Source organism: Eubacteriales bacterium mix99 (assembly GCA_038396605.1).
GTDB lineage: Bacteria > Bacillota > Clostridia > Caldicoprobacterales > DTU083 > UBA4874.
This window is the reverse complement of the sequence record CP121690.1, coordinates 817,411-830,966: the sequence shown is the minus strand read 5'-3', so window position 1 is coordinate 830,966 and position 13,556 is coordinate 817,411. Positions and strand designations below refer to the sequence as shown.

The following is a 13,556-nucleotide window of genomic DNA, read 5'->3' as shown; positions in this document are numbered from 1 at the left end:
CTGTTCCCCGCATGAGCGGGGGTGATCCCGTATGAACGCTATCAAGGAAGCCCGGAAACGTCTGTTCCCCGCATGAGCGGGGGTGATCCCGTAGGCACGGTGGACAGTGTGGTCAAGACCAACTGTTCCCCGCATGAGCGGGGGTGATCCCCACAGAGCAGGCGCCAATATTTACAGTAGAGGCTGTTCCCCGCATGAGCGGGGGTGATCCTTTACGCCGAAGACAAGCCGAAATGTAACTTGCCTGTTCCCCGCATGAGCGGGGGTGATCCTCACTTCAATCTCTCTATCATTCCATCCCCACACTGTTCCCCGCATGAGCGGGGGTGATCCCCACATTTACAAGGTGTGTCCAAATTTTTCCGGCTGTTCCCCGCATGAGCGGGGGTGATCCTCCATACTTCCTGCCATAAAGTACCATAGACTGCTGTTCCCCGCATGAGCGGGGGTGATCCCGGCTGTTCCGGGTTTCACCGCGCTGTTCAGACCTGTTCCCCGCATGAGCGGGGGTGATCCCCGGCTTATGGCTCCATCCATTGAAGATTTCATCTGTTCCCCGCATGAGCGGGGGTGATCCCCGGCTTATGGCTCCATCCATTGAAGATTTCATCTGTTCCCCGCATGAGCGGGGGTGATCCTTTCCCCGGTATAGGAGATCCATTCAGGACATACTGTTCCCCGCATGAGCGGGGGTGATCCCAGAAATTGCAGTAGCGCCGGGCCTGATGCTGGCTGTTCCCCGCATGAGCGGGGGTGATCCTTCCTCCGCATTTTTCTTTATATCTTCTGGGCGCTGTTCCCCGCATGAGCGGGGGTGATCCTGGTTACCAATGCCGCCGTACCTGAAAATGCCGCTGTTCCCCGCATGAGCGGGGGTGATCCCTCTCATACGCTCACCTGTGAGCCGCTACTTAGCTGTTCCCCGCATGAGCGGGGGTGATCCTTGCAGTGATCATGCTTGCTCCCCTCTCAGTTTCTGTTCCCCGCATGAGCGGGGGTGATCCCATACGCCAAAATGGCCTTGGATAATAGCAGCACTGTTCCCCGCATGAGCGGGGGTGATCCTATCCTTGATCTCAGATGTTGATCGCCGGCTGCCTGTTCCCCGCATGAGCGGGGGTGATCCTCTTTTACCGACGATATGGGGAAGGTCAAACGACTGTTCCCCGCATGAGCGGGGGTGATCCTCAAAAACTACGGTCTGCACCTGCGGGCCTTTGCTGTTCCCCGCATGAGCGGGGGTGATCCCATTTACAAACCTAACAAATAATAGGAGGACAACTGTTCCCCGCATGAGCGGGGGTGATCCCCACACATCCCAGCAGCCAAAACGACAGGTTCGCTGTTCCCCGCATGAGCGGGGGTGATCCCATAGTTAATGCTAGCCCCTCCATTGCAAGCGTCTGTTCCCCGCATGAGCGGGGGTGATTTAAGAGATAGTGGCATTAGCGCTAAGGCAATAGTCTGTTCCCCGCATGAGCGGGGGTGATCCTGTACGTCGAAAACAACGATGCTCGGCTTATCTCTGTTCCCCGCATGAGCGGGGGTGATCCCGGGGAGGATACCCTGGAAATTACCACTCTTGACTGTTCCCCGCATGAGCGGGGGTGATCCCCATGTGTTTGCAGCTCGCACGTTTTCCAGCACCTGTTCCCCGCATGAGCGGGGGTGATCCCAAAAAATATGATGCAATGCAGCTGGCGGTGGGCTGTTCCCCGCATGAGCGGGGGTGATCCCTCTTACGGTGGGGAGGTCAAGGAGGGCCTGGGCTGTTCCCCGCATGAGCGGGGGTGATCCGCCTGCAGGGTACTGCTCAGTGTCTACATCAAACTGTTCCCCGCATGAGCGGGGGTGATCCTACTCCTTGATCTTGATCCACTTGCCCTTGTACCTGTTCCCCGCATGAGCGGGGGTGATCCTGCAAGTATGACACCATGCTTATCCTTACTGGGCTGTTCCCCGCATGAGCGGGGGTGATCCTCGCATCCAGCAGCGGAAACTGAGACTGGATATCTGTTCCCCGCATGAGCGGGGGTGATCCTCCTGCCGTCCAGCAATTCCCGATAGGAGTTTACTGTTCCCCGCATGAGCGGGGGTGATCCTAAATATGCTGAATCAATCTCTTAATAATATAACTGTTCCCCGCATGAGCGGGGGTGATCCTTTCTTCTGCCTCGGCCAGCGCTTTTACTTGCTCTGTTCCCCGCATGAGCGGGGGTGATCCCTGTTATAGACCACCAATCCAAATCTACTTTAGCTGTTCCCCGCATGAGCGGGGGTGATCCTTTCTTCTGCCTCGGCCAGCGCTTTTACTTGCTCTGTTCCCCGCATGAGCGGGGGTGATCCTGAAGTTATTGCCTGCGAAGAACAGCCTGCCTACTGTTCCCCGCATGAGCGGGGGTGATCCCAAAAGCGCCTTGTTATAGCGCTCTAGTAGCTGCTGTTCCCCGCATGAGCGGGGGTGATCCTTTCTTCTGCCTCGGCCAGCGCTTTTACTTGCTCTGTTCCCCGCATGAGCGGGGGTGATCCTACGGATAGGCCATCTTCCGTAGACCGCCTTATCTGTTCCCCGCATGAGCGGGGGTGATCCGCACCGGATTCCGGTCTTGTACTTTCACCAGGACTGTTCCCCGCATGAGCGGGGGTGATCCCACCTTTCCTTCCACATTTCTGCTGTAATTCTGCTGTTCCCCGCATGAGCGGGGGTGATCCTTGTGGTAATTTGGTCGTAATAGCCTTTACATCCTGTTCCCCGCATGAGCGGGGGTGATCCTAGCGAAAAGGGCCGGGAGGAAGAAGAGGAGAGCTGTTCCCCGCATGAGCGGGGGTGATCCCGACTATGTGTCCAATGCCGTGCCGACGGCGGAGCTGTTCCCCGCATGAGCGGGGGTGATCCTTTATAGTATTGGTTCCCATCAACCTCATACAGCTGTTCCCCGCATGAGCGGGGGTGATCCCTGTGATAATTCACTTTGGGTGGATTTCAGGCCCTGTTCCCCGCATGAGCGGGGGTGATCCTTATATCAGTCTGATATCGTGAGATCCTGTATACTGTTCCCCGCATGAGCGGGGGTGATCCCTTGCCGGAAAAGACGCTTGTCCGCGAGGGATCCTGTTCCCCGCATGAGCGGGGGTGATCCCACATGGACAGTTAAGCAAAGCGATTATAAGGGTATAAATGTAGTGCTTGAATCCCCGGATAAACAGAAATTTGAATTGCAGTTCCATACTCCTGAAAGCTTTAAGCTGAAAGATGGAGAATTACACGAACTGTATGAAAAATGGAGGGTTATTGAGGATAAATCATCTGGTGAAGCAATCCGGCTGTCTAAAATGATGAAGGAGCTTTCCGGAAGTTTGAAAATACCCAAAAACATCGACAAGATAAGGTGATCGTATGGAAACAGAATTTTATTTGATTAGCGATCTCAACAGAATAGGGAAAATAGAAAACTACATCCCATACCTTTACGATACAGGGAAGGGCTGGATGGTGGATTCCGACAATATTGTCATGGACAGATTGATGGGATATAATGGTGAATCAATCGGCGCTACAGATGCTTTACTCAAGATCGAAGAAATTTCGGAAGCTGAGGCGGAAAGCAGAATAAAGAGATTAAGGGTATAATAAGGCACTTGCTCCGTTATTGTAAGTGCTTTATTTATGCCTATAAGGAGGAGGAGACCAAATGCGTGTTAAATGTGACGGCGACGGCGGCTGCGGGAAGGAGTTCGACCTGGAGCAGAAGGATTTCAAGACCGAGAGAGTCAGGAATGATATCGAGCGAACCTTCTTCCTTTGCCCGAACTGCGGGAAGGAATACATCGGCTTTTATGCCAACTGTTCCCCGCATGAGCGGGGGTGATCCCCATCTAGAGTATGACGAGCACATTCCGGGCAGCTGTTCCCCGCATGAGCGGGGGTGATCCCATCGCTCCGGGCCCATAGCTTGATGGCGACTTCTGTTCCCCGCATGAGCGGGGGTGATCCCGTACTGGCCATCACCGGGCCGGAGGGCACTACCTGTTCCCCGCATGAGCGGGGGTGATCCTGATGACCGGTATCTGAGAGCCTATTGTACTGCCTGTTCCCCGCATGAGCGTGGGTGATCCTAACAAGGACTTTCACGCATCCACCGATGATTTCTGTTCCCCGCATGAGCGGGGGTGATCCCGAGACTCTTTCCATCATGGAAAACGTCGGGGACTGTTCCCCGCATGAGCGGGGATGATCGTTGTTACAGGCCATCGGTATCACAGATGCGAGACTGTTCCCCGCATGAGCGGGGATGATCCTATCCCAAGCCGGAGTACCGACACGATGACAAGCTGTTCCCCGCATGAGCGGGGGTGATCCTCAGCAAGGTCCCATTGGTAAGGTCAAATTCCACTGTTCCCCGCATGAGCGGGGATGATCCTGGGAACCGGCTTTGCAACAGATGACGGAATACCTGTTCCCCGCATGAGCGGGGGTGATCCTACCTGAAAAATCTCCTCCACCTCTGACGATAACTGTTCCCCGCATGAGCGGGGGTGATCCTGGAATAGTCCGGAAGCCATAGTAGCCCGAGCACTGTTCCCCGCATGAGCGGGGGTGATCCTCTGTTCCGCCGTCAGTTCCTTACAGTTCACCGCTGTTCCCCGCATGAGCGGGGGTGATCCCTTCCTCAACAAGTGGAAGTACAAAGGGAAGGGCTGTTCCCCGCATTATCAATGCTGTCATGATCAATGCCCTCATGCTCGGTGTGCAGCTGAAAAGGCAAGCTATTGACTTCGACACAATTCTGGCTGCCAGCAACAGCCTGAATTTAGGTTAAGGGGGCGTTAGGATGAATACTGTTCAGTCGGCTTGTCACATGGCCTTTCATTGCCATAAAAAAATCGGCAGAAAGTATGAACAATGGGATGGTTATATGAAAAGCATACGCAACTATGGCAGCCATTATGAGATACAGATTGAAAGCCGCAGCGGCTTCTTCTTCCTAGTCGGAAATTATGTTAACGACAATTTTATCAGAATTCCTGCATTTGGAGTCGGTTATGATCTTTCCTGCTACAGCAACTACTTTTGGAACAACGAAAACCTGGCCAGATTTTTGAACCCTGTTGATGCTGCCACAGTCGCAGAACCTTGCGAACTTTGTATGTAAACAACTACTTATGATTTCATTCAGGCCACAATGCTCTTCTCATTGTGACTTATTCTTTACGCTTCTTTCCTGACGGTAAATTGCTTTTTTTCAGAAATTAAAATACAGTCCTGAATTTAAGGCACTTTTATGCTGCTAATTCAACGGATGATATTCTTCTGTTTGACCGGATTACAATTTGCTGTAGAACATCGTAACCGTAGGATCACATTCGCTCATGGGGAAAAAGGTTTTATCTGTATCAAATCGTGAAACGCTTTAAGGATCACCCCCGCTCATGCGGGGAACAGCCCCTCTTTTTTTCAAAATACGGGAATAGATATACTCCGCTGTTTCATCAGCTGACGGTCCAAAGGTCTTTAGTAGATAAAATTTTTAAATTTAGCTTGCAGAACAATCCAAAACCTTTTATCTCAAGTTTGACAGTAAAAAAGAGAAAAAGGAGCCGTAAGCCTTAGGTATGAGCAAGGTTGCGGCTTTTATCATATGAGAAGAAGTTGTAGTGAAAATTATCTTTTTTTTGCTTGTCCTAAACTTTTTTTAATTTCGGATCGGGTAAGTCTCTTCTTTGTAAAATCGAAGCCCATTGCCTTACCGATTGCATCCGTTACATCTGACCTGTAATCAAAAAGATAGATATTTTGGGATTCAGGTGAGCAGGTAATGTTCTTCAGGGCATTGATGATAGCTTCGGGGGAGTACGCGCCACCAAGACGTTTTTGGATCAGTCTGAGGATTACCAGCGATATATAACAAATGAGGAAGTGCGCATGAATCCTGTCTTTACGGGAAACGTACACAGGCCGCGTTTCAAGATCACTTTTTGTAACACGGAAGTTATCCTTAATTCGCCAGAGCCCGCGGTACATATCGATGATCCTGTCATCAGAGAATGTGTCGGATCCATCTTCATCGAACAGGTTTGTCACGATGCAGTAATAACCGTCATACTTTTCATCTTCCCTGAATTTCTCCATGTCGATACATGGCCGGCCTTTGGGAGCTTTTTTGATTTCACCTGTTTTCTTATCCACCTTGATATTCTTAACATATCTGAGAGCCCCATAGGACGTGGCCCTTGTGTATGCAGACGGTGTTGAGGCGATACACTGGGCCTTTTTGAGCACAGCTTCCCGTTTCGCTTTGGAGCGGTCCGCATACTTCTTGTTATAGAAAACGATTTGCCGCTGATCCATAAGTACCTTCTTTTTATATGTTCTTCCGCCTTCCTTTAACATATCGACTTCTATCTCCCGCCTGATTACCCGGGACTTGCGCTTGTACTGATCACTGAACTGCTTGTAACCGGATTGATTATTAACATAATCCTTGAATTCTTTGCTTCCCTCCCGGATCGTCTGGCTGAATACGTAGGAGCATTTGCCGCTTTCCAGGTAATAGATGTTGTTCCCGGTATTTTGGGCCGCATCAGCCACTGCGACAACTCTGCCGGATTCATAGGCTCGTACAAGCTCTCCAATCATAGGCCTCAGGTGCAGCTTTTCCGAATTGTTACCAGGGAACAATTCGTAAGAAATCGGAATGCCATCTGCATCCATGGCAAGGCCCAGCTGTACAATGGGATTGGGCCGGTGTTCCTTGGAAGGGCCTTTTGCCCTCAGTTCGTCTTCCATATCAATCTCAAAGCAGTAATTCGTCGCATCATAATATACCAGGCTGGTGTCCCGGCTGTACTGCTCTGTAATCCGCTTATGGATTTGAAGCTGTATGGCAGAATCGATCCCTGCATAAAAGCTCAGTGACCGGTATATGTCAATAAGGGAGAAATCATCTTTCTTCTCGAAATCAAAATAGGTGCTCCGATGCTCAAAGGTGCGTTTCTTTGATGCAGGTTCAAGAATCCGCGATATGACAAGCAGTTTCAATATGGTGCTTGTGTTGTAGTCGAAATTCCTGCCTCTCTGCCTGTTGAGAAGGAGCCGGTCCAATCCCAGCTCATAGTAGATCTTTAGAATGGCAATATATCCAAAATTTTTACGGCCGGCTGTATTTTCAGGGAGAACAGTGTCCTTACGTTCTTTTACGATATATTCCGCATCGTTTAAAGCCTTTTCTTTGTTCTTCTCCTCTACATAGGCCTTAAAGTGGGCAATGGGATCATCGTAAACTTTTTGAAGATCATCCAGATACCCGAAGGACTCGACAGTAGTACTGCCTGGATATTTCTTTCCTTTTTTCCGATAGCTTTGCGCCATGCTTAAGTATGTACGTCCAGTTTTTTTGTTTGTTACAGTTTTTAGATACATGACAAAATCTCTCCAAACGGTGTAATATATATAGCTTTGCTGACCAATCAAATCATAAGAACATGTATTTGGTACCAATATAATGTATGATACCCATGATATACTAATAGTGGCCTCCGGGGAGATGGAGGCCGGAGACGTCTCATGAAATGTTGAAATGATTAATGACGACTATTAGGATGGGGGTAAAGTTTTATGGAAGAGAATGAAATGGGAAGAAGTAAAAAACCGTTATATAAAAAATGGTGGTTCTGGCTGTTGACTGTGCTCACTGTGTTGATTCTGTTTGTGGCGATCGGGGGAGACACAGACAGTCCGGATCGTTCCGCCGCTTCAGCCGGCAATACAGCGGAAAAGTCCATTAAGTCCGGCAGTTCCAAAGATCCGAAAATGCAGTTTACGCAGGATAATCTGGATATTCTGATCAGTGATCCGAAAAAGTACAAAGGTTCAGGTGTGGAGTTTACCGGCAAAGTTTTTACTGAACCGGAAAAGGACGAGAAAAGTACTTATCTGCAGGTATTCGCGGATCCTGAGAACAGCGAAAAGAGCATGATGGTTCAGGTTGGAGATCCGGATCTGGAAGCGAAAAATGATTCCTATATAAAAGTAAAGGGAACCGTTCTGGACGAAATGACAGGCACCAATGCTTTTGGGGCTGTTCTTACGGCGCCGGTTATCAAAGCAGATACAGCAGAGGTTGTGGATTATATCACAGCCGTATCCCCTGCGAAAAAGACCGTGGAGGTCAACAACACAATAGAGCAGCACGGATTGAAGATAACCCTGGAAAAGGCGGAGCTTGCAGAAAAGGAAACCAGGCTATATATCAAAGCGAAGAATGACAGTCAAAACAATGCGGATATTCTGACCTATAGTGCGAAGCTCATTCAGGGGTCAAAGCAATTGGAAGAGGAAACAAACTTTGATGCGGATTACCCTGAATTACAAAACGAGGTATTGCCGGGTGTTGAAACAGAAGGAATCCTGGCTTTTTCTGCAGTAAATCCGGATCAGGATATGAAATTTCTCATTGAGGGTTCGTCAGATGATTATACCCTGGAATTCAAGCCATATGAATTTCAGGTTGGAATCGAGGAATAGTCCTGTTTATTTCGGCAGTTTGGTTTATTACACCCTTTGAGGGTGCGTGGATTAAAGCAGGCAGGGCAATTCATTTGTTGTCCTGCTTGTTTTTCAGTTTATCCAGCAGATTGGATATTTTTTCTCTTTGTGCGGCTTCGCCTTCCCGATCCAGGGTGAAATCAACCTGCAGAAAGCTTCCTTCCCTGGTTCCTGCAGGCAGAAGCTTCAATGGCATATCGACCTTGATCCCCTCATCCTCGAAGAGAAGCACTGCGGTTTGATTTTCGATCCGATCTACTACTGCTTTCATGGCTGTTCACCCTGTTTCTTTTAAAGAACTTTGTTCTTTGCTTATCGTTCCGTGGTTACCTGATAAGTTTTCCCATCGGTTTTCACAACAACGCTTCCATTTTGATCCGTACGATAAATGTCGGCATTTGCCGCTTTCAATTTACTCAGTGTCACTTTATGGGGATGCCCATAGGAATTTCCGGTGCCGCATGAAATAATAGCCACCTCCGGGGAGACTGCTTTCAGAAAACGCCTGCTTGTGCTGCTGTAGCTCCCATGATGCCCGACTTTCAGGATTGTGCTTTTCAGGGAATATCCATTTCTCAGCATTTCCTTTTCGGATCGGCTTCCCGCGTCTCCGGTAAACAAAAAGGCAACATTGCCGTGAGTCAGCTTGATTACGACAGAATCCTCATTCAGATTCTTTTCATCCGGATTGGTTGGGGAGAGGATCTCCAGCCTGGTGCTGTCATCGTAGTTGCGGCGCATGCCTGCACGGCCTTCGGTAAATGTTATGTTCTTCGTGTCGATCAGCTGCAGATACTCTTCATAAGTCTTACTGGTATGTACGACTCCGGGATCGACGACTTCCTTTGTGGGGAAAGTCTTCAGGACATTGACCAATCCTCCGATATGATCAGAGTGGGGATGGGTCCCGACGACAAGTTCCAGATCCTGGACATTCTGATTTCTAAGGTAGTTGATAACAGCATCTCCCCGTCCCCGTTCCCCGGCATCAATCAGGATATCCTGGGAAGGCATTTTGATATAAATGGAATCCCCCTGCCCAACATCGATAAAATGGACTTCTATTGTATCCGTCGAATTCTGGCCGGCAGTCCGGCTGCCGTTCAATACTCCGGTATAGCTCAGCAGACTGTAAACAGCCAGAAGCAGCAATATGATCAGAATCTTTGGAAAAGTGATCCGGTTTTTCTTTCGTTTTGCCATGGAATACGTCCTTTCCGGCTTGCGTTGCATCGCTTAAGTTGTTTTCTACGTTGCATGCCATGTCCGTTTCGTCCTCATGGCTCCCATACTTTTCTTCTGCATTCCTCTCCAATAAAATATTGTTTTCCAAACGCGTCAATATTATAGCACAGCTATTGCATAAAACAAAAAGGCATTGGCTTTCTGCATTTGAGTGTTTTCTGCATTTAAGGTTTGAAAGAATGCATTTTTGGACAGAAGAATGTAGAAGAAATGTGATTCTGGACAAAAAAACAGGCAAGTTATTAAAGAGAACCTGCCAGAACTGCCTTGTTCGTTTCCTGCCTGTTGTTTTATTTTTTCGGCTCCGGAGCGGCTTTCAGCCCATGTTTTCAAGGTATTTCTGCCGGCACTCCCAACTGCAGAAATGATGATATTGGTTATTTTTGTATATGATATAAGCTTTGCTCTTTTCAATCAGCTTGCCGCAGCAGTCATCCTGGACCATATTATCTTCTTCTGCAGGATGAAGCTGCGGTTTGGACTCCTGTTTCTCTATTTTTTGCTTCAGCAACTCCAGATCCCTGGGATCCAGTTGAATGGCATTCTTTTCTGCTTTCTTCATCTTCCTTGTTACTATAATATCGGTCAGGATGGACAGGCCAACCCGAACCAATAATACAATCGTCAATATTTTCAATAAAGTTGGGTAAATTTGATCCATTCCAAAGACCTCCCTCTATTTTTATTATAGTATCACTCTGTTAAGGAAATGTGAAGGTTCTGTAAATAATGTTTTATGGGATTTAGAGCACTTTTTCGGCAAAGTCCATCTGGTTTTTCAGGTTTTCATGTGATATTATGTATATAGTGTACCTTATCCCTGCAGGGCAGAGTTGGAATGCTGCAATGATAAGGAGATTCCGTAGGATTTTGCAGTGTTTCCGGGAATCCAAAAGCCCAGGGAATTTAAAGTGCCTGGAAATTGCAGGGAATCCGAAAGATCAGCAGGAAAGATGAAAGATCAAAAAAACGATAAGGTGATAGTTTGATACCATTGGGGAATGATTGGGACGATCTGCTGAAGGATGAATTCAAACAGAATTACTATCTGAAGCTGAGACAGTTCCTGAAACGGGAGTATGGGACAAAGACCATTTATCCGGATATGTACAAGATATTCGAAGCATTGCGGTTAACTTCCTATAAGGATACCAGGGTGGTAATATTGGGGCAGGATCCCTATCATGGGCCGGGACAGGCTCATGGGCTGGCGTTTTCCGTGCAGAAGGAAGTCCGGATTCCTCCTTCCCTTGTAAACATCTACAAGGAACTGGAAACGGATCTCGGATGCTATATTCCAAACAACGGATGCCTGATTCCGTGGGCAAAGCAGGGGGTTCTGCTGCTGAATACCAGTCTGACCGTTGTGGCGGGCCAGGCCAATTCCCATCATAACAGGGGGTGGGAGATCTTTACGGATCGGATTATCCGCCTGCTGAATGAAAAATCCACACCGGTTGTATTTCTTTTGTGGGGAAGCAATGCGAAGAGCAAGGCTGCCTATATTACCAACACCAGGCATCTTGTGCTGACTTCGGTGCATCCCAGTCCGCTTTCTGCCAACAGGGGATTCTTCGGGTGCCGGCATTTCTCCCGGGCCAATGCCTTTCTGACAGGCACAGGACAGGAGCCGATTGACTGGCAGATACCGGATCTCCCGGATGCCGCACACCCTGCAGCGAAGACGGCTTCGGACCGGTCCCTCCGTCATGGGGAACGGGACGGAGCATGAGACGGGGTATGAAAAGAAACAGGATAAAGGAAGTCTATTGCGCCATATCTGACAGTAGAATATTAGTAGAAAGGCAGGAGATGGGGTATATATAGGCAGAGGGCTCTATAGGAATTCCAGTATACGGAAAGGTCAGCATGAAACAGGGGAAATGTTCGTATCCGGCATCAAATGTATAAAAAGGAGGAGTGTGATTTCTTTGACCATTGTCCTTATTTATTTTCTTCTTTGTATGACAGGCTTTGTTTTGTTTGCCAATCTCCAACTGGACCATACCGAAGGAAGGACCCTGGACGCGAGACACAGGGGAGCCCCAGAGGGAAAACGCAGGATTTCTGTCATTATTCCAGCCAGAGATGAGGAAAAAAGCCTTCCCAATCTGCTTCGTTCCCTGAAGGAGCAGACATTACAGCCCGATGAAATCATTGTTGTGGATGATTTTTCCTCCGACCGGACCAGGGAAATTGCAGAGGAATATCCTGTCCGGATCGTTTCCACCCCTCCGCTTCCGGAGGGGTGGACCGGCAAGAACTGGACCGTCTGGAACGGGTATCTGCACTCAACGGGAGAGATCCTGATTTTCCTGGATGCCGATATACGGCTTGCTCCGAATGCCCTGCATTCTCTTGTTGCCACCAGGGAACGATGCGGCGGGGCGATTTCCGTTATACCATATCATCAAATGGAAAAATTCTATGAACGGCTTTCCATGGTTCTGAACATCCTCGGATTATTGTCTTTTACTTCTCCTTTTGAGAGGAAAAGCAATACCCAGGGGCTGTACGGCTCCTGCATTGTGGCAGTAAGATCGGATTACAGGAAAATCAATGGGCACAGCAGTGTCCGGTCCGAGATCATGGATGACTTGAGCCTGGGGAAACGATTTTCGGAATCTGGGATTCCCGTGAACAATTTTCTTGGAACGGATCAGGTTTCCTATCGCATGTATCCGGGAGGCCTGAGAAGTGAAATAGAGGGATTTGGGAAAAGCGCTGTTTCCGGCATGAAAGCCATGCGGCATTCCACGATATGTCTGGTGGCGATGTGGGTCGTCGGTTTTGTCACGATCGAAATTCTGACCCCATTTGTACTGATCCTGAATCATTCTTTGGCACGCTGGTTTTTAATCAGTTACCTGATCTATACCGTACAGATTTTTTATTTTGTGAAGTATACCGGCAATTATAAAGTATTTATACCTGTTTTTCATGGCTTATCTTCTTTATTTATGGTCTATATCATGCTGTATTCCCATTATCGGTTAAAGATTGTCGGCAGCATTCCCTGGAAGGGACGTCAGGTTCATGCAGGGGGTGGACAAAATCAATGATTGTGCTGTATGTGATTGTGGAGTATTTTTGTGGTTCCCTGATGTTTTCCTATTGGTTGGCGCGGCTGGTGAACAGGGACTTGACAAAGGTGGGGGACGGCAATCCGGGCGCCTTCAATTTATGGCATGCAGCGGGGTATAAGCTGGGATTGACCGGCGTTGTGCTGGATTTTCTGAAAGGTTATTTTCCCCTTGTATTTCTGCTGAAGAATGACTCCATTCAGGGGATGGAAGTGATTCCTGTGGCCCTTGCACCCATACTGGGACATATCTTTTCTCCCTTCCTGGGATTTCAGGGGGGGAAGGCCATCGCCGTGACTTTCGGAGTATGGAGCGCGTTGACACAATTCCGGGTATCCCTGGTTTATGCCATTATCCTTGCAGTTTTGTTCCTTGTCGGCCGACAGGTCTCCCATGGGACACCTCTTCCAACCGAAGTGGATGGATTGATGGTGGTTTTCGGTCTGGCTCTGGTCGGCATTTATCTTTTTTCGCAGAATTATCCGGGTTATCTGATCCTGATCTGGCTGTGCAATCTGATTCTGCTGAGATTTACAAACCGGGCAAAGCTCCGCAGGCTTGTGCGGGAAATGGATGAAAAATATCAGGTGAAGGAGTTCCTTGCCCGGTTTCATCATCCGGACTGAAACTACGGGAACGAATGAACGATTCCATACCAACTGGGTACGGCCTGTGACCCAACG

Annotated in this window: 10 protein-coding genes, 1 pseudogene and 2 CRISPR repeat arrays (1 of these 13 running past the window's edge); of the genes and pseudogenes, 7 read left to right on the top strand and 4 right to left on the bottom strand. The window is 48.7% G+C overall.

The window, feature by feature from the left end; all coding sequences use genetic code 11:
• A CRISPR array of direct repeats spans positions 1-3,140; the repeat unit is 28 nt; unit sequence CTGTTCCCCGCATGAGCGGGGGTGATCC; it reaches 20,197 nt to the left of the window's first position.
• Between the two features lie 43 nt (positions 3,141-3,183).
• The 3 genes from QBE55_03450 to QBE55_03440 all read left to right on the top strand — a co-directional run bounded on the left by QBE55_03450 (position 3,184) and on the right by QBE55_03440 (position 5,153).
• On the top strand, positions 3,184-3,393 hold the full coding sequence (locus QBE55_03450) for a hypothetical protein (GenBank protein ID WZL79232.1): 210 nt from the start codon (positions 3,184-3,186) through the stop codon (positions 3,391-3,393).
• A gap of 4 nt (positions 3,394-3,397) precedes the next feature.
• Positions 3,398-3,631 carry a hypothetical protein gene (locus tag QBE55_03445; protein ID WZL79231.1) on the top strand — a complete coding sequence of 78 codons (234 nt, stop codon included), beginning with the start codon at positions 3,398-3,400 and terminating at the stop codon, positions 3,629-3,631.
• A gap of 213 nt (positions 3,632-3,844) precedes the next feature.
• A CRISPR array of direct repeats spans positions 3,845-4,719; the repeat unit is 21 nt; unit sequence CTGTTCCCCGCATGAGCGGGG.
• 113 nt (positions 4,720-4,832) lie between these two features.
• Positions 4,833-5,153, top strand: coding sequence for a hypothetical protein (locus QBE55_03440; GenBank protein WZL79230.1), 321 nt, complete (start codon positions 4,833-4,835; stop codon positions 5,151-5,153).
• A gap of 509 nt (positions 5,154-5,662) precedes the next feature.
• Here QBE55_03440 and QBE55_03435 read toward each other — a convergent pair.
• The gene (locus QBE55_03435; GenBank protein WZL79229.1) at positions 5,663-7,420 is read right to left on the bottom strand and encodes an IS1634 family transposase; all 1,758 of its coding nucleotides are present in this window, start codon (positions 7,418-7,420) and stop codon (positions 5,663-5,665) included.
• Between the two features lie 195 nt (positions 7,421-7,615).
• Here QBE55_03435 and QBE55_03430 point away from each other — a divergent pair, with 195 nt between their 5' ends.
• Positions 7,616-8,524: a hypothetical protein gene (locus tag QBE55_03430; GenBank protein ID WZL79228.1), complete on the top strand. Its 909-nt coding sequence runs from the start codon at positions 7,616-7,618 to the stop codon at positions 8,522-8,524.
• Positions 8,525-8,594: 70 nt separating this feature from the next.
• Here QBE55_03430 and QBE55_03425 read toward each other — a convergent pair whose 3' ends face one another.
• The 3 genes from QBE55_03425 to QBE55_03415 all read right to left on the bottom strand — a co-directional run bounded on the left by QBE55_03425 (position 8,595) and on the right by QBE55_03415 (position 10,451).
• Positions 8,595-8,816, bottom strand: a complete 222-nt coding sequence (locus tag QBE55_03425) for a DUF3006 domain-containing protein (GenBank protein ID WZL79227.1) — start codon at positions 8,814-8,816, stop codon at positions 8,595-8,597.
• A 41-nt stretch (positions 8,817-8,857) separates the two neighbouring features.
• A complete protein-coding gene (locus QBE55_03420) occupies positions 8,858-9,748 on the bottom strand; it encodes a ComEC/Rec2 family competence protein (protein ID WZL79226.1) in 891 nt (296 codons plus the stop codon).
• A 358-nt stretch (positions 9,749-10,106) separates the two neighbouring features.
• A complete protein-coding gene (locus tag QBE55_03415; GenBank protein WZL79225.1) occupies positions 10,107-10,451 on the bottom strand; it encodes a hypothetical protein in 345 nt (114 codons plus the stop codon).
• A 324-nt stretch (positions 10,452-10,775) separates the two neighbouring features.
• On the opposite strand from QBE55_03415, the pseudogene QBE55_03410 reads away from it, so the two are divergent.
• The 3 genes and pseudogenes from QBE55_03410 (at position 10,776) to QBE55_03400 (ending at position 13,499) form a co-directional block, all read left to right on the top strand.
• Positions 10,776-11,447 (top strand): annotated as a pseudogene (locus QBE55_03410) (uracil-DNA glycosylase).
• Positions 11,448-11,721: 274 nt separating this feature from the next.
• Complete coding sequence (locus QBE55_03405; protein ID WZL79224.1) at positions 11,722-12,852, top strand: glycosyltransferase family 2 protein; 1,131 nt, start codon at positions 11,722-11,724, stop codon at positions 12,850-12,852.
• The gene (locus QBE55_03400; GenBank protein ID WZL79223.1) at positions 12,849-13,499 is read left to right on the top strand and encodes a glycerol-3-phosphate acyltransferase; all 651 of its coding nucleotides are present in this window, start codon (positions 12,849-12,851) and stop codon (positions 13,497-13,499) included. Before QBE55_03405 ends, QBE55_03400 begins: the two co-directional genes overlap by 4 nt.
• The last annotated feature ends 57 nt before the right edge of the window (positions 13,500-13,556 follow it).

Bases quoted from the DNA above. Each gene is read 5' to 3' on its own strand.
- QBE55_03400 (WZL79223.1), top strand. From the start codon at position 12,849: ATGATTGTGCTGTATGTGATTGTGGAGTATTTTTGTGGTTCCCTGATG.
- QBE55_03430 (WZL79228.1), top strand. From the start codon at position 7,616: ATGGAAGAGAATGAAATGGGAAGAAGTAAAAAACCGTTATATAAAAAA.
- QBE55_03415 (WZL79225.1), bottom strand. From the start codon at position 10,451: ATGGATCAAATTTACCCAACTTTATTGAAAATATTGACGATTGTATTA.
- QBE55_03445 (WZL79231.1), top strand. From the start codon at position 3,398: ATGGAAACAGAATTTTATTTGATTAGCGATCTCAACAGAATAGGGAAA.
- QBE55_03435 (WZL79229.1), bottom strand. From the start codon at position 7,420: ATGTATCTAAAAACTGTAACAAACAAAAAAACTGGACGTACATACTTA.
- QBE55_03425 (WZL79227.1), bottom strand. From the start codon at position 8,816: ATGAAAGCAGTAGTAGATCGGATCGAAAATCAAACCGCAGTGCTTCTC.
- QBE55_03440 (WZL79230.1), top strand. From the start codon at position 4,833: ATGAATACTGTTCAGTCGGCTTGTCACATGGCCTTTCATTGCCATAAA.
- QBE55_03420 (WZL79226.1), bottom strand. From the start codon at position 9,748: ATGGCAAAACGAAAGAAAAACCGGATCACTTTTCCAAAGATTCTGATC.